This window comes from Rhizobium sp. 01L419 (assembly GCF_056400025.1).
Map to the genome: position 1 here is coordinate 1 of NZ_JBFTSM010000032.1, position 21,101 is coordinate 21,101.

Genomic DNA, 21,101 nt, shown 5'->3' on the forward strand with positions numbered 1-21,101 from the left:
GCGTGCAGCACGAAAACATTCTTTGCCAGATCCACCCCGATCATCGTGTCTTTCATTTTGCCGTCTTCTCCGTCCTGTGGGCTACAACCACATCATCTTGGCATATTGCGATGCCGTGAGGGGAGGACGGCAACCACCCCATCTTGTTCCCAACCCCGAGAGAGAGCAGCCGCAGGAGGCTTAGCATACTACCGCTCAGCGAAGCCGGGACCGAGTGCGCCCGACGGGGGCGTTCGCTTCAGGCTTATGTCTGGTCTTCGGTGGCACCCTCCATCAAGCCATCGAAAACCTCCATCATCGCATTGGTGATGGCCTGGCCGAGCGCATTGCCGGCCGCACGGACATCGCCCTCGGTGCCATCGCGCGCCGCGCGGGCGAGCTCGAAACCCTGATCAGCCACAATCTGCTTGGCCACCTCGATGGCCCAAAGCCCGAAGTCGCCACGATTATCGATCTGCATTGCCTCTTCCATTATGCGCTCCTATGTCTGGATCGCCTCCTGTTCCATAGGCTCAGATCGATGGCAAGGCCGAGCCCTTGCGGCAGGATCGTCACCCGGATGGGCGGAGAGCGGAACCGGGCTCCGTTCGCACTTGCGAATAGGGCCGCCCGGTTTGGCCGGGCCGCAAACCGATCCTGATGTATTCACCCTCGCAGCCTTGAAAGCGACGGGCCTGTGAAGCGGCTAAGGTGCCGCACACGATGTTCAGTCCTAGGGTGCTGTCCTCGTCAACGACTCCAGGAAGCCTATTTTCAACGCTACGTCGCCGCCTTCAGCAAAGTTGCGGGTGCTGACAAGACCAAAATCGTTTGGGTTGGCAATGTTCAGGCGAACCTAGTCGCCCCGGACGGAGAAATCTGGGATGATATCGCCATCGTCGAATATGAGAGCGTCGAGGCGATGCGGAGTATCCTCGAAAGTGCGCAATACAAGAGCGAAGCCGCCCCGCATCGACTCGCGGCGCTGCAGGACTGGCGCTTCATCGCGACCACCCAAGCCGAACTGCCGGGATGATAGGCTTCGGTGAAGCGCTTCTACCGTTCCCTGCTTGGCAATCACGTCATCGAATTCGATAGTGAGAACGGACGACATTGCATCGACAACGATGGAGCGGCGCCCGGCCTACGATCGCGAAAGAGGAATGGATCACAATGCTGTCCGCCGAACAAAAGAGTGAATTTCACCGAGCCTTCGAAGCTCGTCGGCCTTCTGCCGACGGCGAAGCGGACGCCTATCTTGAATTCGACAGTGCCACTCCATTTTCTCCCCTGGAAGACGGTGACCTTTCATTTCGGTTGGCGCTGACAAGCAATGAAACACTGGACCTTGCGACCAACCCGATCTGCGCGGGACGTCTGGCCGCAGCCTTGCTCGACCTGATATCGAAGAGGGGAGATTTTGTCGTCGACCTGACGATCTGGGACGCAAGAAGCGGGGAGCAGCTTGTAAAGCTCAAGCCTTGACGATCCACGCGCGCAAAGCGGCGCCCTGACTGCAAAAGTGTATCATCGAAAACTGCTAGGACCTAATCTTCACGGAACCGACGCTGATCGCCAAGATCGAGTTCCGGGGCTGGAAACTATGGCGGCGGTTGCCGCCACGCTCCTATAAGGCCTTCTTGAGGTTAGGACCCGCCCGCGCTGTTTTGAAAGGAGCGTCATCGACGCGTTGAAGTTTCATCGGTGCCGAACGGTTGCAGCAACACCGAATGAAGCAGAGGCGAAATATCCGCTGCGACCATACAGGGCGCATCGCGAAGCACGCGATCGGTTTATCCCAGGTAAGTGCAGCGAGATCCCTTTCGATTCCTCCGAGGAAATTCGGCCATAGATATCGCCGCCGAGACCGGCCGTTCTCCGATGCGACGACTGTAGGAACTTTCATGTCGCCGCCGTGTTGTCGTTAAGGCGCTGGCAGATCTGCCGCGTAACGATACCAAACTATTGGAGCTGACCGATGAGTGATACGGAGCAACCGGACCAGCAGACGCCTCCTACCCCGGGGAGCCAGGCTCCCGCCGCGACACCAAACTCAACCGGGCCGATTTCGTCCACACCGGATGAGCCGGCGGTAGACAGCGCGCCGGCATTATCAGCCGACAGCCAGACGCTGCAGGAGCGTCCAAAAACCAAAGGCGTGGCCGACATTGTCTTCCTCGTCGATGTTACCGGCAGCATGGCCCCCTGCATCGACGCACTGCGGCGAAATATCGAAGCCTTTATCGACTCCTTAAGCCAAGGCGACCCGAACAACGCCGCCCTTGTCAAAGATTGGCGCGGCAAGGTTGTCGGCTACCGTGACATTGAAGCCGCCGAAGCCGAAGGCCTGCCGTGGATCGTCGACAATGACTTCGTGCGCGATGCCAGCGCGCTCAAGGCGCAGCTTGGCACGCTACAGGCAAACGGCGGCGGGGACGAGCCGGAGTCGCTTCTCGATGCTCTTTATAAAGTTGCCTCTATGGAGGCTGTGCCGAAGGGTTCGCAGACGGAGGATCCGGCGAGATGGCGCTATAGAAGCGATGCGGCGCGTGTTGTCATCGTCTTCACCGATGCTTCATTCAAGGAGACCATGAGCATTGCCGAGGCAAAGGGCGGCTCGTTGCAGGACGTGGCTAACCTTGTCATGGCCAACCGCATTATTCTCAGCCTCTTTGCCCCGAATTTCGAGGGCTACGATAGACTGAGCCAGATCGACAAGTCGGAATGGGAGGTGGTGGAATACGAAGGGCTTAACCCGCAGGAGGCGCTCCAGAAATTTACCTCCGACCCGGTTAACTTCCGTAACACCCTGAAGCAGTTGGCCGCAAGCGTATCCCGGTCGGCAGCAACCGTAGCGCTTTAGCGACTGTCCCGAAAGCCATGGCCAAGAAACTGAAAATAAGCGACCGGATCCGGCAGTATCGCATCACCAAAGTCTTCGGACCGGGAATGATGGCTATTTCCTATGGAGCTCAGACTTCGAGCGGTGAGAAAGTTTTTCTCAAGCAGTACAAGTCCCCTGCTCCGACGGTTGTCTGGTATAGGGATTTCATTGCTTATCAGGACGAGCTCGGAGCACGCGTCCGGAATGGCCGCGCTGCTCAATTTGCGGTGCGCCAGGTCGATGCATTCGAAGAGATCTGGGGCGGGCCTTGCTACTTTCAGGCATTCGAGTTCGTCGAGAATGGTGCAGACTTGCAGCAAATGCTCGATGAGGAGCGGGAGCAGCATCGTCGCACTAAGCAGGCCGCAACTAGTGATGCCACGGTTTGGGCACGTCACCTCACATGGTCCAAGGTGTTCATGACGGGTATTGCGGCATTACACGAATCGAAGGTCGTCCACGCAGATCTCAAACCGGCGAACGCATATTTGATCACTGACCCGTCGATCAGCTCCGGCTATCAGCTTAAGCTGATCGATATGGACTTCTCCTTGTTGGCTGACCGCCGCGCGCCCTGGCACGGGCATCAGGGTTATGTTGGCACTGACAATTATCGATCCCCCGAACATATGACGCGCGGCGCTATTCCGGGACTGGCTTCGGATATTTTCACCTGCGGCCTAATGCTTTACGAACTGCTCGCCGGCCATCATCCGTACTGGACCGAGGACCAGGCTGATTATGCAAAACTTGTACAGAGCTATGCCGCCAAACCTCCGGCACTTGCCGGGTTAATGCCGGCACCTGCGAGCAATGCCGAGGTCAGTTCCGTCCTCCACCGATGCCTGTCTCCAGATCCCGTTGCGAGACCGACGGCTGCAGAAGTTCGGGCTATTTTGAGTGGACGCGGCGCAGGCTCTGCCGTCTCCGGACAGAAAGCTGCTGCATCGACAACAGAAGGCATCGCTCATCCCGCTTCCGCAGAGCTGATCATTTCCGAGAGGATCGAGCTGCTTGGTTCGAATGGACGTTCGCTCCAGATCGGGGTGATGACGGAACTTGGAAAACCCCTGTTGCGGCAGTTCGGGCCGGAAAGCGAGTTCTGGGATGATCACCAATGTGTCCTGGAACGAAATCCCACACGGCAATGGGTGGTATCTCCCGTGGCCGGTGCGACCAACGAAACACTGGTGAACGGCCTGACCCTGACAGCTCCTCGTCCGCTCAGGCAAGGTGATCGAATTGCGGTCGGACGCCAGGCCAAAGGCATCGCCAAGATGCCCCTCACGGTGCGGGCGCTCAACAAATGACCTCGGCCGGCGGACGTGAAGTGCCCGAGTCCGATCCTCCCCGCGAGCAGCCGGCGATCGCAGAGGCTCATCCGGTGATGACAGATGTGCCCAAAAATGAACCAGGGGCGCCGGGTCCTTCCAATCCCCTCGGCGCGCTTGCCGCAGATGTTCCAGCTCTTGGCCCCGAACCTCCACCGGCGGCGGCTGCGCCACTGGATGGAGAGCCTGCGTCCAGGTCGGAAAGCCTGCCGTCTGACCAGGATCTTTCGAAGGTGGCGGCCTTTGCTCGATTAGAAATCGTCGAGGTGAATGACCTTGATTGGAAAGCTGTCCTTAACCGGGCCAGCCCGTCTTCCATCCGCTCCGAAATTCGGTCTACGGTGGAACGAATGGAGGGTCTGCTTGACCGGGCCGACGGGCCTGGCATGTTGTTCGACAAATTCCGCGCCGATCCCACCGACAAGGTCATCAAGATTTCTGACTTCGATGCCGAAATCCCGCTGTGGATCATCGGCGACTTGCATGGTGATCTTCTGGCGCTCGAGGCTGCACTTGCGGCAATGCGGCAGCCGGACCTGCAGCCCGGAGAAGGTCCACCTCGGATCCTGTTTCTTGGCGATCTCTTCGATGACGAGGGTTTTGGCCTCGAAATCCTTCTCCGCGTATTTGAACTGATCGTAGACGCGCCCGACCGAGTGTGCGTTATCGCCGGCAATCACGACGAAGCACTGTCTTACGATGGCGGTCGATATTCCTCGAGCGTGACGCCATCGGACTTTGCCGACTTCCTCAACGCTAACCTCACCCACGAATGGATCGAGCGGGCCGGTAAGCTTGCCGTGCGCCTGTTTACGAACGCTCCGCGCGCACTCGTCTTTCCCGACGGATTGCTTGCCGCCCACGGAGGCTTTCCGCTGGTTGACTTGCATTCCGATCTCGCTGAATCGGGAGAATGGAACAACCCGATGTGCCTGTCTGATTTTGTATGGACAAGGGCCCATCCGAAAGCCCGCAGGAAGATGCCCAACCGCTTCTCCCGCGGGAGCCAGTTCGGCTACGAGGACTTCGCTGCTTTTTGCTCTTTGAGTGCTGGTCTCGGACGGCCCGTCACACATATGGTACGCGGCCACGATCACGTGGAAGAGAGGTATGCGAGCTTCCCCGCCTATCGGGCTAATCCGCTGCTCACGACCGTCGCACTTTCGCGTCGGTTGAGCCGCGAGGCATTCGGGCCCTACGAGCGGGTTCCTACCATGGCGCGATATGTCGAAGGAGGCCTGCCGAGCGTGTATCGGTTGCACATACCCGCGGAAATGATCCGTGCCTATTATCCTCAGCCGGCCGCCGACAGCATCGACAATCACCCGAGCCGGGAGCCTCAACCATGACGGGCGTCATCTTGCGCTGTCCAAACTGCGGCACCTCCACAGCGACTTCCGGCGAGTGCGAGGCCTGTCACGAGGCAGAAGTCCGCTTCTACTGTACGAACCATAAGCCGGGGCATTGGTTAGATGCACCCGAATGTCCGCAATGCGGCGCAAAGTTTGGCGATCCGCTACGTCCGGCGGCACCGTCGGTCCCCCCTCCCGTTCGCCCACGTCCGCCGGTCCCTTTTCCCAAAGCAGCGCCCCGCGCGGACCCACCAACACCGCTGGATGCGAGCCCCAGGCCATGGGGTCGGAAAGAGCGAAGGAGGCCTGCCCGTCCCGAGGCGGAGGCCTACGGAGCCTCAGCGGGCGACATCCGCACGGCAAAAATGCTGGAGATGCTTCGAGCTCTCTCCCGCGCCGGTCGTATGTCTCGAAGGTCGACCTATCCCGTTCCGGAAGCGCCACCTGCAAGGGCAGCAGCGGGGGGGTGCCTGATGCGCTTTATGCTCCTCATGATGTTCTTGTTCATCATCCTGCCGCTGATATTTTCCCTGATAGGAGGCTCTCTACTTGGCGTACTCGACGGCTATTACTTCTGAGGATCGACGACCACGCCAAGCGCCAAGCGACTGAGGCCGGATGTACGCGCCATCCGATCTGTTTTGTACCTTATACGTGCCGCTCTACCAGCTTTCCTGCCGCGGCCGTGCGAATGGCTAGCACCATCCCGCCGATCCCTGCTCCGGGCCCCGGGGAGCAGGACCTGAGCGTCATGGCGCGATACCAAACGAAGGCTCGAATTCGCCACGTGCCAGAAGCAATAAAAACCATCGCCGCAGCAAGTGCTCTTGAGCGGACAGGAACTCTCGACACCATATTTGACTTCCAGTTTCGAATTAAATCAACTGCTTGGCTTTCGAAGCGAAAGACAGCCTACTCTCCAAACGGAAGTTCAATTTCTTCGCGGTTTTTTTTTGCGCCTTCGATCAGGACCGTGCGGAGCCGTTCGGCATCTTGTGCCGGCAGCATTCCCGCCCCGGTTCGAATACCTTCTTGCCACGCAGACCCGCGCTCCCATGCTTCGTTGTAGACGAGCGCCAAGTCGGCAGATCGCCTTGTCTGCTGCAGAGCTTCAAAGAGCAGCGCAGCTTGACGTACGTCCTTCTCTCGCTTCGCCGGCCCCTGCCCGTCAGTGTGCCGGCGGCTGGCGACTATGAGCTTGTGGACCGCATACCGGGACGGATCGGGGACGACGACTGGGACACCGCTTCGGTGGAGCAGCATTGTCCTGACGGGTTCCCTTATGAGGAAGTCGAGAAAGCGTAGTGGATCCGCGCTGGCGCCACCAAGGGCAGGCATCTTCGCCGGCTGGTCAATGTAATCATCCGAACCACGGTTCGACGTCAAGAATTCAACCCTGTATCCGTCGGCATTCTGAAACGCCGACGAGGCTACGGATCCCGATCGATGTGGAACTGGCCGGAAGCTGGCGTCGACGGTCTGCAGCAGCTCAACGATCGGCGGCAGACTGTCTTCAACCTCCCGACTAATGGCATAGTCCTGGGCGATGTCCGCATCGCCGGTCAGGATCGCAGCCATGGGAAGGCGGACGCCCAGCAGTCCTGAGTAGCATTGAAAGGCAACCGTGCCGATGAGAACACCTCGTAGCCGAAAGAGACCGCCATCGGCAAGAGCCTCGACGATGTCGCCCGACATGGCGTCAGGGGCGATCATCCCGCCTTCACGGGCCAGAGTATTTACCAAGCGCCTGCGAGCGCGTAGATCGTCCTTGTCCCGCTTATGATCAGCTACGCGTTGCGCGATATCCGGATCATCAGCAGAACCGACGTAACGACGTTTGGTGCCACCATGTCCATCTGGGATGTCGAAGTACCAGTACTTTCGTCCCTTGATGTTCGCCGGGGTGAATCGACCCCCCGGGGGGAAATCGGCCGTCCAAGCTGCGTCGAGCGAGCGCTGACCCAGCTCGGCGAGCATCGTCTGGTATATGAGGTCGATGGACTTCATAAGCTCGACTCAGGTGTTATACTGTTTCTCAAAAACAGTATAACGGTCGAGAGGATAGGTCGCAAGATAGGATGCGAGCTCATCGCCTTGATGAGAATGGAGTCGCCAATCAGCTATGAGTGAGGTAACGCGATTACACCGCGTCTGCAGTTCCAATTACGCCCGTGAGTGTTCAGGTGACCGACCTTAGTCCCCAGCACTTTGCTGCAACCGTCGAAGACCTGATGGGTATGCTTTTGAGCGACCGTTGGCCGGAGAAAGCTTCGCCTATTTATATATGGGCGGTAAGACGCTACATTGACGCGGAGCTTTCATTGAGGCCGCGCACACAATGCGGGAATTCAGGTTTCTCCTGGTGACGACAGAAAGGTCACCGCGCGTCCAAACCAAAGTCGTTCTCGTCCGATCTCAGACAGCACCGAGGGCTTCAGGAACATTGTCGGGGATCGGGAGTTTGAGATTTTGGATCGTGCGGTAAGGACGCGCCCCCGTCTCTGCTGTGCCCAGCAGGCGCCGTACGGTCCACGCTCCAGGATATTTTTAAAACCAGCGTTGCCCGCTTCCCGGGCTTCTCTTTCTTCAATTGCACACATAGCGTTGACGATTGGCAACGATAAACGTAATCGATCCTGCCGCCAGCTCAGCCCTGACGCGGTGGCAAAGGGGAGGCCCGGTCAGCACAAGGCGTCTGCCACAGCCTTGGAAATTCCCCAATCCGATCTAATTACGAACTTCCGAGCGTGCAGCACTTTCCTCACCCGCAGCACAATCCACCAACAATGCGCGAATTCAATTCCGCATCTCCTTGCGAGAAACAGGGACACATTGATGACAGCTGCGATGACAAAAATTCAGATCGCCGAGGCAATTCAAGCGACCGGAGTGGCCTGGGCGTCCGAAGGTGTGACCATCCCCCACGGGTCAGATGCGAAAATGTCCTACATGAGGGGGCAGCAACATTTCCTTGGCTGCTTTTCCAATGGAAAGCTTGTGGTAGACGGCCGGCAATTCGACACTCTGTCGCAGGCAGCAAGCGCGCTGGCTTTGAATCGAAGGGGCAGATCTCCGAATTTAAACGGATGGGCTTACTGGCATGTCCGCTTCCCTGGATCGGAAGATTGGATCCCGATGGCCGCACTTAAAAAGGCCGCCGAAGAGGGACTACGCGTCTTGGATGAATCGTAGACGTGAATAGACCGCGGCCCCCTCAGATACGACTAACCTCGCGCTGACCGTGCTTTTCTCCTCAAGTGGAATTCTTCTGTTTGCCGATTTTGAAGATTGGTGAGTCACAGATCTTAGGCATATCGTCGCGGCGAGCCGGCCCCCATAAACGATGGGGATCATTGGCCATCACATGATGATGTGGCGGGGCATTAACAGCCAGGGTAGAATACTTCTTGCTCACGGTGCTTGCTGAAGAAATATTCAGCACTTTTCTCAGAATTGCCGGAACAATATTGCCGCCCGTCGGTTCGCGCGGTGAAGGTTCGTCTCCGAAGACCTCTTCGCTTTCACCGCGCGGGCCGCTGGTTTTCGGGACTTTAGTCCAATCCGACGTGATGTTTTTATGCTTGTAGATGGCCGGGATCGCAAACTTGGGAGGTGGCTGTGATCTTCGAAAAGCGGAATGTTCTCGACAACCCTGAACAACGCGAGAGCTTCGAGAAGGAAGCAGCCGACGCCCTCACCCGACACTACAAGTGTCCGATCGCGATTTTGTTTTCGTGGCAGCCCGGGGAAAAGCCAAATACGATTGACCTTCGTGCGACGCCCCAAGTTTTTGATGAGCGTCCTCACAATCGCATTTGGTAAATAGGAAATGCCATTTTATGCGGGAACCTTTCGATCCTTCAGAAGTATATTGCTTCGAGACGTCCCGGTGGAACTCCAGTCCACATCTGGACGGCTCGTCCCAACTTCCCACCTGGCCCGCTTTGGCGGGCTTCTTTTTTTGACTTTTCGGACAGAGGGATCAAAGGGGCCGGTGTCCAAGTATTTCTACCATTGGTCACCCTTGCCTGAGAGGCTGCGAAATTACGAGGAGCGGCGAAAGGCTTCCGCCTCTGGAACCTTCTCTGGCTCCGCTTGTTGCATCGCCATGAGCGACGCCGAGAAAATCCGGCAAAGGCATGATCAAATTCGTGCTGACTATCTTCGTCATCGCGATGATCATCGTTCTACCCGGCTTCGTTAGGCCTCGAAAAGCTTGGCCGTTTCACCGGTGATGAGAGGAGGCCTCGATGAGATACTACGTTTATGAAATCCACACGGACAACAAGCGCAACCGTCTGCGCGACGTCTCTTGATGAACATGGTTCTAAAACTGTCGGCCGACGCGCCGGCCAATTGGCGCAGAACATTCGGCGAGGCCTGGAAGCCGAGGTCCCTTGCGATGGGCAGGAAAGCCGTCATCGAGGACAACACACTCACCTCGACCTGCATGACATACGAGCTCCAGGGGCAGATCAACCAGTTGAACGAGGTGATATCCGCGACCAACGAGCCCGGCCGTCATATCGCCGAGCAGGTTGCGGCTTCCCAGGATGCCGAACTGAAAAACCTTAAGGGGAGCCTGCGGTACGATTGATCGTTCCCGGATACGGTGCGCGCCCAGGTCACTTTCGGGCCGCATAGTTCTTCATGGTAAGTGCTAGGGAGTGGGTTGTGAGCGGAACTGAACTTTCGAAGACAGACAAAGCGGCGATCGCAGCAATCTACCGGCTCCCCGAAGGAGAGCTTCGCAGCAAGTTGTCGGGCCGCACGATATTGATCCTCATAGGAGTCGCCGTCATTCTCCGGCTCGGTCAGGAGATATTCGTGCCGCTTGCACTGTCACTGCTCCTGGCCTTTACGCTTGCACCGATCGTCTCGTTCCTTCGCAAGCGCTCAGTGCCAAAGATCGCGGCCGTGCTTCTCGCCGTCGTATCGGCCTTCTGTGCAATCGCCGTCTTCAGCATCGTCGTAGCGACGCAGGTGACGAACCTGGCGGAGAATATTCCGACCTATCAGAGAAACCTCGTCGACAAGGTCCATTCGCTGGCTCAGGCGGGCGCCGGCAACGGGATACTGGACCATCTCAGCAAGGCGGTAGAACGCGTCGGAGCCGAAATTCAGACCCGCGCCGTCGAAAGTCAGGCACCACCGACGGGCCAGGCGCCAACGATCCAGAAGCCAATGCCAGTCGAAATCGTGACTCGCTCCGATCCAATCCAGACAATGGGCAATCTGCTTCTGCCTCTCATCAGCCCGTTTGCCACGGCTGGTCTTGTCGTTGTGTTGGTGATCTTCATGCTTCTGGAGCGGGAAGACCTCCGCGACCGCTTCATCAGACTGGTCGGCCTGGGAGACCTACACCGAACCACCGCCGCGCTCCAGGACGCTGGCAGGCGGGTGGGAAAATACCTGCTCATGCAATTGGTGGTGAATACTCTATACGCCGTTCCGATCACTATAGGTCTATGGACGCTTGGAATCCCTAATGCCATTCTGTGGGGGTTGCTGACGCTTGTTCTACGCTTCGTGCCCTACATAGGCGCGATTGTAGGGATGATCCTTCCGCTGTTTCTGGCCCTTGCCATCGCGCCTGGTTGGTCGCTCGTTGTCTGGGTCGGCGCGCTCTATCTGACGACCGAACTCGTCAGCAATAACGTCCTGGAGCCGTGGCTCTATGGGACGCATACCGGGCTGTCGCCATTGGCGATCATCATCTCGGCGATCTTCTGGTCGTGGCTTTGGGGGCCGCTCGGTCTCATGCTCTCGACCCCTTTGACGGTCTGCCTTGTCGTTGTGGGAAGATATGTTCCACAATTCGGATTCCTCGACGTTTTGCTTGGCAACGAGCCCGTGCTGGAACCGCACGAGAAGCTTTATCAGCGTCTTCTGGCGGGAGATCCGAACGAAGCTTCGGACAACGCGGAAGAGTTCCTGGAGGAGGAGTATCTCGTGGATTATTACGACAAGGTGGGCATGCCCGCGCTTCTGCTGGCGGAACTCGACCGTCAGCGCGGCGTGATGTCGGAGAGGCAGATCGAGGTGGTCGCATCTAGCTCCCTGTCCCTGGTGGAGAACCTGTCGGCGGTTGCAGATGAAGAGGAGAATGAGGAAGAGACCGCTCCGCAGGAAGCTCCGAAGACCGAAGCAGAACTCGAACTTCCCGATGGTCAGGGCATCTCCATCCTTTGCCTCGGCGGACGCGGCGGATTGGATGACGCCGCCGCTGCCATGCTTTCGCAGGTGCTGGAAGTTCAGGGTGCCACCGCCACGATGTCGTTACATTCTGACCACGCTGCTCGGGGAGCGCTGGCATTGCCCATCGACGGCGTGGATACGGCTATCGTCACGTTCCTCAACGGCAACTCCAAATCCCGTGCCCGCCAGATCGTTCGCCGCCTGAAGCGCCTTAAGCCCGCCCTGCGCGTGGGCATTTTTCTGCCAACCGCGAACGGCCAGGATTATGCGGAGATCAATCCCGCGGAGATTGACGCGGACTTCGTCGCGACCTCGATCCCTCAAGCCGCGCTTTGCGGCTTGAGTGTGTCGACACCAGTAAGCCTCAAGACCGTGGTGCGTAAGATCGCCCGTCGAGGATCACCTTCCAGCTACAAGTCCGAAGCATCAACCTGAGAAGTTCCGACGATCGCTCGGGCAATCCGCACACGACGGCTCTCCCGCCCTGCTTACGGGCTTCGGCCTCGGTCGAGCTCCGTCTCCGGCAAGTCCGGTCTTGCCTCTGCATTTGCGGCCCGCTCTCTTGGCAGGTGTAGCCATCGTCCAGCATGCCGGCCCCGAAGTGCTTCACTTGCTGAGTGGCCATCTGATGGGTGAGAACAAAGCCCGCTTGTTAGGCTGCAGAAGAGATATTGGACTGTTCGCGTCAGTCGCTGTGGTCGTCGCAGTTGCATTTGATCTGAGATTCGCGGCCGAGAGAATCTCACATTAAATGCTAAACACGGAAAAAACTGCCCCAATCTCACGTTTACTGCCAAACCACATCAAGCGCTGGCGTCTGAACACCTCGTTGTCTGTCGGCAACTCCTGGAGGCAGCAGGCGGGGAATTTCAGTTCGCTGACGACGATGAGGAAACATTGCGAACAGCGGCCATTATCATCGAATTGTACTGCCAGGGTGTTCATGATTTTGACCGGTTGAAAGGGTTGATTTGCGGCGAGAGGCAAGATGTGACCGGAATCTTTTGGCGTCGCTGAAGTTTAACCACCATGGGCCACGTGGCGGATCTATGTACCCTTTGACCTTTCAACCAACTCGCTGCGCGGTCGCCTTTCCACTTCCCTTACTGCCCGCTTCGGCGGGCTTCTTTTTGCCCCTCAAATACGCAGTACGGTGCGGTAGCGTACCAAACGCCCTTCATGCTCGGCTTAGGACTTTAGTCCGCTTGATGAGCGCGACCTGCCCGCTAAGATTACTACCTCCGCTGGATACAGCGCTCGATCAATCAGCTAGCGGAACGTAATGACCACCACTGAATCGGATCGAATACTGTTTAGCCGCGTTTGGGCTCTCGGCGCCAAAGCGGTCAAAGACAATCGCATCACCGCGCTAGCCGACGTCGTGATCGATACTCCTACGTTGGAACAGTACCAGGATAGCCACGGCCAGCGGATGACTGATATGATCAAAGTCGTCCAAATTGGGATCTCACAGCTTCGTGAGGGAGGCCAGCTCGTGGAATGTGACCAAACCAATGTGCCTCCGTCAACCCGTCGGATCGCCACGATGCGTTAGTGACGCCAATTGATTACATCCTATTGCTGAGTTGCCTGAAGAACCCGCATTTCGTCAAATTCCTCTGCCGGTCTCGAATTCCTTCCTCCCAGCGCGACCGCCAAACCACGCCAGCCAGAAGAGGCCGGGCCGGCACAAAGGCCGGCAGCACCCCGATCGTCGCGGGATAGACCGTGCCGATCGTAATCTTGCGTGCCGCCTTGCCGGCGCCCGAACGGAGGATCTCGGCCGACAGATCCACCTCGCTCAGGATCCGGACCGCGCCACCATAAAAGGCCGCCCCTGGTCTTTGGGGCGATGCCAGGTGCGCCTCACTGGAAATAAAGGCAACTGCGCTCACATTTCTAATTTTCTTAATGCTGTTTCAATAAAACCAGATCTATCCTGCGACACTATTGGACCTGGCCATGATGAGCCTGCGAACGAGTAAGAACTCGGCGGCCAGCGGATTGTCTTTTTTGAAGCATCGACGCGAGCGGTTCCAGCACATTCAGCTGTCGTGCGCGCACCAGCGAGACGTCAGCCGCAACGCAAGTGGGGCGATTATGACTTTATCCATCCGTAATATCCTGGTTGGAATATTTCTTCTTCTGAGCGCGGTCATCTGTGTGCTCACCGCGTCATCCGCGATGGACGCATACAACAAACACCAGGTTTTCGGGGATGTATCGAAGCTTACCGCTCTTGACCGCGCACTTTTCCAGACACTTGCGACCTTTCGCAACGAGCGCGGTGATGGTTCATCCGCAGCAAACATGGAAATCGACGCACTCGCCGGCACGCTGGCTTCGCTGAAAAAGGATCGCGGGCTGGTGGACAGCGCCATGGCCAGCGCCAAGGCGATCTACGCCGATATCGACGACAACGCGATCAAAGCGCAGATTGCCGACGTCATGAACACGTTTGACCGGGTGCTGGCGTTTCGGACAAAGCTTGATGATCAGTTGACGAAAAAGCTGGCAGACCGCGACGCCGGACTGCAGGACAATGCCCTCAACCTCGGACAGGAGCTGCTGACGGCGCTGGAAACCGGTTCGACAGCAATCGAAGCCCGAATCCGCGAAAGCGATCCGTCGATGACGGCAATGATCCAGATCCGCTCATTGGCATGGTCAACGCGTGCGCTTGCGGGGGCATCGAACCTCCAGCTCAATATCACGCTTGGCGCAGGCGCGACGATGACAGCTGCGGAGCTAGGCAAGATCCAACTCAACGATTATGCCGTAACCTTCGCCTGGAAGCAGGTCGGCGTCCTCGTGAACCACAAGGACACACTGCAGATCATAAAGGACGCCTACCAGGCCACACAGACCGGCTATTTCGGGGGCGATTTTGCTCCCAAGCGCACGGCACTTCTCGAGACATTTTCTGCAGGCGAGAAGGCGCCGATGTCGCTCGATGTATGGCGGCCGATGGGCAATGACGCCCTTCTCTTCATCACCAATACGGCGTCCGCTGCGGCGGACGGCATGGTGGCTGCAGCCGCAGCCAGTCAGTCTCAGGCATTCGCCCAGTTCATTCTCTATACGTTGATCTTCCTCATCGCTGCTACCGTCAGTGTTGCCGGCATCTGCGTCATCATCTTCCGCGTCACCAAGCCGATCGGCGTTATCACGCAGTCGATGGCGGCCTTGGCGCAGGGCGATCTGAAGATCGAGGTGGCCGGTGTCGCTCGCCGTGACGAAATTGGCGAAATGGCTCGCTCCGTTGAGGTCTTCCAGCAGGCTGCTATCCGCAACAAGGCACTTGAAGAGCAAACGGCAGAGGCACGGGTTTTCGCAGAGCGCGAGCGTATCGAGATGCAGCGGCGCACCGAGGCCGAAGCCGAAGAACGCCTGATGCAGGCAACAGGCTCGCTCGCTGCAGGCCTGCGCCGTCTCGCAACCGGCGACCTCGTCTGTGAAATCGATACGGCTCTAGCGCCGCAGTTCGAGGCACTCCGTCACGACTTCAACACATCGGTCAAGCAGCTTCGCGACGCCATGCGGGGTGTCGGTCAGACTGCGTCATTGGTCAGCAGCGGCAGCGTCGAGATCTCGCAAGCGTCCGACAACCTCTCCAAGCGAACTGAACAGCAAGCCGCTTCGCTCGAGGAAACCGCAGCAGCACTGGAGGAGGTTACCGCCAATGTGCGATCGACCTCCCAGCGTGCCGGAGACGCCCGCGATCTCGTGCGCGGTGCCCGGTCTCGCGCGGAAAACTCAAGTCAGGTCGTTAACAACGCAGTCAGCGCCATGGGCAAGATCGAGCACTCTTCCAGGCAGATCAGCCAGATTATTGGGGTCATCGACGAGATCGCTTTCCAGACCAATCTGCTGGCCTTGAATGCCGGTGTGGAGGCTGCCCGTGCCGGTGAAGCCGGCAAGGGCTTTGCCGTCGTCGCTCAGGAAGTGCGCGAGTTGGCGCAGCGCTCCGCCGGTGCCGCGAAGGAGATCAAAAGCCTGATCGGCAATTCAGAGGTCGCTGTGAGCGAGGGCGTACGCTTGGTCAACGACACCGGCGAAGGCCTTACCGCAATTTCAGAACTTGTGCAGCAGATCAACCAGCACATGGACGCTATCGCTACCGCCGCCCAAGAGCAGTCTATGGGATTGTCGGAGATCAACAGCGCAGTCAATCATATGGATCAGGCGACGCAGCAGAACGCCGCAATGGTCGAGCAGATGAACGCGGCCGGCACAGGTCTCGCGCAGGAAAGCAGTCGTCTGGGCGAATTGCTCGGCACTTTCCAGACCGGCGATGGAGGAACAGCGACCGCCGGACACCGTGCGTTGGGTCCTTCCAGGACATTGGTGCCCGGCCCGGTTAGAGCGTCAGCGCCTGTCTCTCGCCCGGTGCCCGCCGCACGCGGCAATGCAGCGCTCAACAAACTGCAGCAGGAATGGTCGGAATTCTGATCAGAGCCAAGACAGTCAGCCCGGGCGGTGATGCCCGGGCTGTGTTCGTTTCAGCAAGCGCCATAGTGGCTGTGGCGTGGCTTTGTGTGCTGGTTGTAAGAGAAGATCTGCCCGGCCTGTTTAGCCGCTTACTGGCACTCAACCTTCTTCCCGCGACTTCTCGTCATGACAGGCGCACCGGTGGCTCGTAAGCAGCTACTCCAAGAAACGGCGGCGATCCCCTCCAAGCTGCATACCCCGCCTGCGCACATCAGCGAAGCGTCGGGGAACGGTGCGCATTCCCACGTCTGCGGATTTACCCGAGTAGGTCGTCTTTCCTGCGCCGATGCGGACGCACACCAGATGGAAGACAGGAGATGTCATTTTAACCTCATCATTAGCGGGGCGGAATCACCCGCTCTATCCGACCGCACACGGGGGCGTTGATCCGTTCATTTGAACACATGAAGGGCGGCATGCTGGAGCAGCATGATCGTCTTTCCGTCGCGGATGCGTCCATCCCCGATCATCTCCAGCGCTTCGTCGATCGTCGGCTCCAGGCGCTCGATCTCCTCGCCTTCATCCGCATTTCCGCCGCCGCCGGACACTTCGTCCGCAGCTGAATAGGCGCCGACAAAGAAGTGGAGCCTCTCGGTCACCGATCCCGGGCTCATGAAGGCATCGAAAATCTGGCGTACATCGCTCACGCGGTATCCGGTTTCCTCTTCGACTTCCGCCTTTATCCGCTCCTCCGGACTGGCATTGTCCAAAAGACCAGCCGGCGCTTCCGTCAGGAGATCATCATGGCCATTGACGTAAGCCGGATACCGGAATTGCCGGGTGAGCAGCACCGTGCGCCGCTCAAGATCGTATAGAAGAATCGTCGCACCGTTACCGCGGTCATAGGTTTCCCGGCTCTGCTTCTGCCAGGTGCCGTCGCCCCGCAGGAAGCTGAACGTTGTCTTCTTCAGAATGTACCAGTCGCTGGAGAGCGTGGTCACATCCTCCACCTTGATTCGATCAGATATCGTCATGCTCGCCTCCCATGCACATAATTGCATGCTATTGCACGAAAATATCAAACGTGCAACAAGACGCAACTGAAAGAGAGGAACGTCATGCTGACGACCGAAAGAAAAGCCCTCATCCTCGAAACCCTTGGAAACACCGGCCGCGTGGTCGCGAAAGAACTCAGCCTGACGCTGGGCCTGTCAGAGGATACGATTCGGCGCGACCTGCGCGAGCTTGCAGCCGAAGGTCTGCTTCAACGAGTCCACGGCGGGGCTTTACCAGCATCCAAAGCACTCGCTGATCTCCCGAGCAGAAGGAAAATTTCCGTCGAGGACAAAACGGCAATCGCCAAGGCGGCTGCCGCAATGGTGAAGAACGGCCAGATTATCTTTCTCGATGGCGGGACAAATGCCGTTGCGGTCGCCCGCGCCTTTTCCAAGCAATTGAGTGCGACAATCGCCACCCACAGCCCTGACATCGCGGTCGCACTCTCCGACCACCCGGGCATCGACGTCGAGCTCATCGGCGGCCGCATCTACAAGCACTCCAACGTGGCAGTGGGGGCCGTGGCGATCGAGGGCATCTCCCACATCCGCGCCGACATTTTCTTCATGGGCGTAACCGGTATCCATCCTGACCACGGACTGACGACAGGTGACAGAGAAGAGGCGGCGATGAAGCGCGCCATCAGTCGCCAGTCGGCGGAAACGATTGTGCTTGCATCCAAAGAGAAGCTCGGCGCGGTCTCCGCCTACGACATTATCAGCCTCGATCACATCGACGGCCTCATCGTGGAGAAGAGCTGCCCGACCGATCTCGTGGAGCCTTACAAATCCCGTGGTATCTCGATCACGCGCGCATAAGCTTAGACAAACTGGGCATGACAAAAGGAAGAGCTGATTTCAAAGCCAGGTGGCAAACGTCTGAACCGATCGCATTCGAACCCGCCTAGGGCTGGGGAACCGAGCCATCCGGCATTCGCTGGCCACGCGCTTTCATTTCCGCCTTGGTTTTTCGAAACTCGATGCAGGCGTCAAATTTCGGGTTGGACTTGCAATACGTCTCGAGCCGCTGGACATTTGCCGCCATCATGCCAGGGACGTATTGCTGGAAATCCTCCATGCGCCTCCTGGTTTCCGCGGTGACCGCCATCTGGCTCACGCCGGTTGGGTCCAGGCCTCCAAAGGTGTTTGCCGCAGCAATTGCCGGGGCCATCTCGCTTGCCCGTTTTGCGGACTTCATAGCCTTTGCCATTTCGGCATCGGTCAACGGCCTAGCCGTCATCACACCGTCTTTGGTGGTGCCGATATAGCCAACCGGGGTCACAGGCGGGGCGCTCTGACAACCTGCGAGAGAAGCAACGAGAAAGGTGGATAGGATGACGAGCTTGGTTGACACGGGGTTCTTTCGATTTACGGTCAGACGTCTTCGGACGGCTTTGGATTTGAGTGAGATTTTCTATCGCGCGTGGTTCCGGTGGGGTTGCGGCGGACCACCGCACCCCCTGCCGCTACAATCAGATTTTCGCTGCGGTGGATTGTTATGAATGCGCCGAACAATACCTTCTGGTACGACAGCCAGTTGCCATTCATCGAAGCGAGGGTCGTGGCTGACGGACGGCAGATCTGTTTCGACAGGCACAGCCATGAAACCTTTTCCATCGGCGTGATTACCGGTGGTCAGACGAACTATCTGAACAGCGGCCGCACGGGGCAGATTTCGCGGGGCTCCGTCACCATCATGAACCCCGGCGACGTCCATGCCTGCAATCCCATTGGAGGGCGCGGGTGGTCTTACCGAATGTTCTACGTCGAGACGGGATGGTTCGGAAAGATTCAAGCGGGCCTCAGTGGCAGCGGTGACGGGACCTTCCTCTACATCGAGCGAATGGTTCACGATGGGCCGGCTCTCTACAACGGCTTGAACGCGCTCTATGCGGCTTTGGAATCGCCTGACGCCACCACGCTCAGTCGGGAGGTTGCAGCGACTGTAGTTTTCGCGCACGTTTACGAGACGTTGGGTGGCAGCCTGAGAAGAGTACCCCCCGACAGTGACCGGATTTCCATCGCCGCTGATTTCATTCGGGATAACTGGAACGTAAAGCTTGGCCTCGGCGACATATGCGACGCCTCCAGCCTCTCTGCCTCCTATCTCATACGCTCGTTCAAAAGGCGGTTCGGCCTGACGCCGTACACATATCTCATCGACTACCGCATCCAGAAAGCACGACGGATGTTGCGAAACGGCGCGACCATCCTGGATGCGGCTCACGAAACGATGTTTTTCGATCAAGCTCATTTTCAACGCGCCTTCAAACGCTTTACCGCGGTCAATCCCGGCCAGTATGCTGCGGCAGTTTCGAGTTAGGCGCCAGCGAGAGCCAGATAGGCCGCGCCTGCAGCCACCAGCACAGCTAGAAATCTATTTATTGTTCGAATTTTCGAAGGCTCCGCGATCCATCGGCGAAGAGCGGTTCCTGCCATCGCCCAGCATAAGACCGAGACGTAGCAAACGACGAAATAAACGGCCGCGAATGTCATTAGGCGGTCAAGGTCCGCTCCTGCCGCAAAGACTCCCATTCCGGCAGTCGATGCAAGCCAGGCTTTCGGATTGAGCCATTGAAGCAAAGCGCCATCAATCGCGGACGGCGCCGCGGCCATCGTGGTTGCGGACAATCGACCGCCATCGGCCGCGAGCGCAATCGCCATATAGATCAGAAACAGAACACCCGACCAGCGAATTCCGGCCAGTAGATTTGGCAAGCAGTTGACGGCCGCACTCAAGCCAAGGCCCATAAGCATGAGCAGGACGGTGAACCCGATGGTCGCGCCGGTGGCGAACCGCATCGACCGGCCCAGTCCATGTCTCATGCCGATCGACATAGCGAGGATATTGACGGGTCCAGGTGAGATGGAAGCGGCAAGTGAGAAGGTTGCCATGGAAAGCAGCAATGCGGTCGTCATAATCCCGATCCTTGAAGGTTCGGAATGCTCCTAGTTTTTCGCGGGGACGAGGTATTGTAAAATATTGCCCTCGACGCGGCTCAGCGTACCCACGAGCAATAGGCTTCTATTTAGCCACGGCGAAGATGGGTCCCGCCCGTTTTGAAATTAAGGTAGTTCCAGTGCACGACATCCTGGGCGCCGATCCCGTAACGCTTGCCATGGCGTTAGTAATCTGCGTGGGCTCGACGATCATCGGCGGCTATTCGCGATGATCGAATACCGACGGATCCGCATGTTGCGCGAAATCGTCGTCGCCAACCCTCCAGACGCTCGTTTATCACAATAGAGATCATAGACGAGACGATCCACTTGCCTGGCGGCAGATCGGACCGACGCTTCCGATCGGGACAAATGGCCGCATAGTCTATATCGAGGCGCTGGTGACGTTACAGCCGTCCTCTCCTCCCTTCCCAGATCTCAGCATCGTTCAGCTCAACGCCGCCGGTCTCCGAGGCAACGCAGACGTCAATATTCTACAATAATCTCGTCTCATTGAGAAAATACAACCTCCGAAACGTTAGTGAACCGGATGAGGACGGCCACATTGCTGATTGCCATGGAACTTTCTCGCTCGCGCCTCCATCTCACTGGGCCGGTGAACATTGTGGCGAAGCCTCAGTGGTATGCCAAGGAAGACGCCGCGGTCGCCATCGTGGACATCGGACCGTTGAACTTCCGGATAAGATGATCCGTGATCTGCCGTTCGCCAAGCCCATCAAAGTAAAGTGCCATGGCCACCGTGCACAGCACGTCGGCGACCCTATGATCGAAAGGGACTTGGTAGACGCGAAACCAAGTCACGACAGCATTGAATAGAATCGGACTGCCCTTGCTGTCCTCCCTATCGTCTGTGTCATGATAGTGCTGCAACATATCGCTTCCCTTGTATTGCTCGGAACGAAAGTGAGAA

Annotated in this window: 18 protein-coding genes and 1 pseudogene; 12 read left to right on the top strand and 7 right to left on the bottom strand. The window is 58.0% G+C overall.

What is annotated here, in order from left to right; all coding sequences use genetic code 11:
* Positions 1 to 244: 244 nt before the first annotated feature.
* Positions 245 to 472: a hypothetical protein gene (locus AC1DUP_RS34965; protein WP_113300996.1), complete on the bottom strand. Its 228-nt coding sequence runs from the start codon at positions 470 to 472 to the stop codon at positions 245 to 247.
* A gap of 363 nt (positions 473 to 835) precedes the next feature.
* The gene (locus AC1DUP_RS34970) at positions 836 to 1,093 is read right to left on the bottom strand and encodes a hypothetical protein (protein ID WP_162748576.1); all 258 of its coding nucleotides are present in this window, start codon (positions 1,091 to 1,093) and stop codon (positions 836 to 838) included.
* A gap of 59 nt (positions 1,094 to 1,152) precedes the next feature.
* Between AC1DUP_RS34970 and AC1DUP_RS34975 the strand changes: the two genes are divergently transcribed.
* The 4 genes from AC1DUP_RS34975 to AC1DUP_RS34990 all read left to right on the top strand — a co-directional run bounded on the left by AC1DUP_RS34975 (position 1,153) and on the right by AC1DUP_RS34990 (position 5,543).
* Positions 1,153 to 1,464 (top strand): hypothetical protein, encoded by a 312-nt coding sequence (locus AC1DUP_RS34975; RefSeq protein ID WP_113300994.1) that lies wholly within the window; start codon positions 1,153 to 1,155, stop codon positions 1,462 to 1,464.
* Between the two features lie 493 nt (positions 1,465 to 1,957).
* Positions 1,958 to 2,842, top strand: coding sequence for a hypothetical protein (locus tag AC1DUP_RS34980; protein ID WP_162747250.1), 885 nt, complete (start codon positions 1,958 to 1,960; stop codon positions 2,840 to 2,842).
* A 17-nt stretch (positions 2,843 to 2,859) separates the two neighbouring features.
* Positions 2,860 to 4,173, top strand: coding sequence for a protein kinase domain-containing protein (locus tag AC1DUP_RS34985; RefSeq protein WP_113310723.1), 1,314 nt, complete (start codon positions 2,860 to 2,862; stop codon positions 4,171 to 4,173).
* On the top strand, positions 4,170 to 5,543 hold the full coding sequence (locus AC1DUP_RS34990; RefSeq protein ID WP_113310724.1) for a metallophosphoesterase family protein: 1,374 nt from the start codon (positions 4,170 to 4,172) through the stop codon (positions 5,541 to 5,543). Before AC1DUP_RS34985 ends, AC1DUP_RS34990 begins: the two co-directional genes overlap by 4 nt.
* Before the next feature lie 915 nt (positions 5,544 to 6,458).
* Here AC1DUP_RS34990 and AC1DUP_RS34995 read toward each other — a convergent pair.
* Entirely contained in the window at positions 6,459 to 7,553 is a 1,095-nt protein-coding gene (locus AC1DUP_RS34995) for a nucleotidyltransferase family protein (protein ID WP_113310725.1), read from the bottom strand.
* Between the two features lie 828 nt (positions 7,554 to 8,381).
* Here AC1DUP_RS34995 and AC1DUP_RS35000 point away from each other — a divergent pair.
* The 5 genes from AC1DUP_RS35000 to AC1DUP_RS35020 all read left to right on the top strand — a co-directional run bounded on the left by AC1DUP_RS35000 (position 8,382) and on the right by AC1DUP_RS35020 (position 13,299).
* The gene (locus AC1DUP_RS35000; protein WP_113310726.1) at positions 8,382 to 8,738 is read left to right on the top strand and encodes an SH3 domain-containing protein; all 357 of its coding nucleotides are present in this window, start codon (positions 8,382 to 8,384) and stop codon (positions 8,736 to 8,738) included.
* A gap of 426 nt (positions 8,739 to 9,164) precedes the next feature.
* Positions 9,165 to 9,368 carry a hypothetical protein gene (locus AC1DUP_RS35005; protein WP_113310727.1) on the top strand — a complete coding sequence of 68 codons (204 nt, stop codon included), beginning with the start codon at positions 9,165 to 9,167 and terminating at the stop codon, positions 9,366 to 9,368.
* Between the two features lie 493 nt (positions 9,369 to 9,861).
* Positions 9,862 to 10,143 carry a hypothetical protein gene (locus AC1DUP_RS35010; RefSeq protein ID WP_162747485.1) on the top strand — a complete coding sequence of 94 codons (282 nt, stop codon included), beginning with the start codon at positions 9,862 to 9,864 and terminating at the stop codon, positions 10,141 to 10,143.
* Between the two features lie 77 nt (positions 10,144 to 10,220).
* Positions 10,221 to 12,179, top strand: a complete 1,959-nt coding sequence (locus tag AC1DUP_RS35015; RefSeq protein WP_113310729.1) for an AI-2E family transporter — start codon at positions 10,221 to 10,223, stop codon at positions 12,177 to 12,179.
* A gap of 847 nt (positions 12,180 to 13,026) precedes the next feature.
* Entirely contained in the window at positions 13,027 to 13,299 is a 273-nt protein-coding gene (locus AC1DUP_RS35020) for a hypothetical protein (protein ID WP_113310731.1), read from the top strand.
* 133 nt (positions 13,300 to 13,432) lie between these two features.
* Here the strand turns inward: AC1DUP_RS35020 and AC1DUP_RS35025 are convergent.
* Positions 13,433 to 13,558, bottom strand: a pseudogene (locus tag AC1DUP_RS35025) (LysR family transcriptional regulator); the annotation flags it as partial.
* A gap of 286 nt (positions 13,559 to 13,844) precedes the next feature.
* Here AC1DUP_RS35025 and AC1DUP_RS35030 point away from each other — a divergent pair.
* A complete protein-coding gene (locus AC1DUP_RS35030) occupies positions 13,845 to 16,196 on the top strand; it encodes a methyl-accepting chemotaxis protein (RefSeq protein ID WP_113310732.1) in 2,352 nt (783 codons plus the stop codon).
* A gap of 431 nt (positions 16,197 to 16,627) precedes the next feature.
* Here AC1DUP_RS35030 and AC1DUP_RS35035 read toward each other — a convergent pair whose 3' ends face one another.
* Positions 16,628 to 17,209 (bottom strand): NUDIX domain-containing protein, encoded by a 582-nt coding sequence (locus AC1DUP_RS35035; protein WP_113300983.1) that lies wholly within the window; start codon positions 17,207 to 17,209, stop codon positions 16,628 to 16,630.
* An 84-nt stretch (positions 17,210 to 17,293) separates the two neighbouring features.
* Here AC1DUP_RS35035 and AC1DUP_RS35040 point away from each other — a divergent pair, with 84 nt between their 5' ends.
* Positions 17,294 to 18,049 (top strand): DeoR/GlpR family DNA-binding transcription regulator, encoded by a 756-nt coding sequence (locus tag AC1DUP_RS35040; RefSeq protein ID WP_113300982.1) that lies wholly within the window; start codon positions 17,294 to 17,296, stop codon positions 18,047 to 18,049.
* A gap of 85 nt (positions 18,050 to 18,134) precedes the next feature.
* Here AC1DUP_RS35040 and AC1DUP_RS35045 read toward each other — a convergent pair whose 3' ends face one another.
* Positions 18,135 to 18,584, bottom strand: a complete 450-nt coding sequence (locus AC1DUP_RS35045) for a hypothetical protein (protein WP_113310734.1) — start codon at positions 18,582 to 18,584, stop codon at positions 18,135 to 18,137.
* 144 nt (positions 18,585 to 18,728) lie between these two features.
* Here AC1DUP_RS35045 and AC1DUP_RS35050 point away from each other — a divergent pair, with 144 nt between their 5' ends.
* On the top strand, positions 18,729 to 19,553 hold the full coding sequence (locus AC1DUP_RS35050) for an AraC family transcriptional regulator (protein WP_113310735.1): 825 nt from the start codon (positions 18,729 to 18,731) through the stop codon (positions 19,551 to 19,553).
* Here the strand turns inward: AC1DUP_RS35050 and AC1DUP_RS35055 are convergent.
* Positions 19,550 to 20,137 carry a LysE family translocator gene (locus tag AC1DUP_RS35055; RefSeq protein WP_477837080.1) on the bottom strand — a complete coding sequence of 196 codons (588 nt, stop codon included), beginning with the start codon at positions 20,135 to 20,137 and terminating at the stop codon, positions 19,550 to 19,552. The genes AC1DUP_RS35050 and AC1DUP_RS35055 overlap by 4 nt on opposite strands.
* Positions 20,138 to 21,101: the final 964 nt, after the last annotated feature.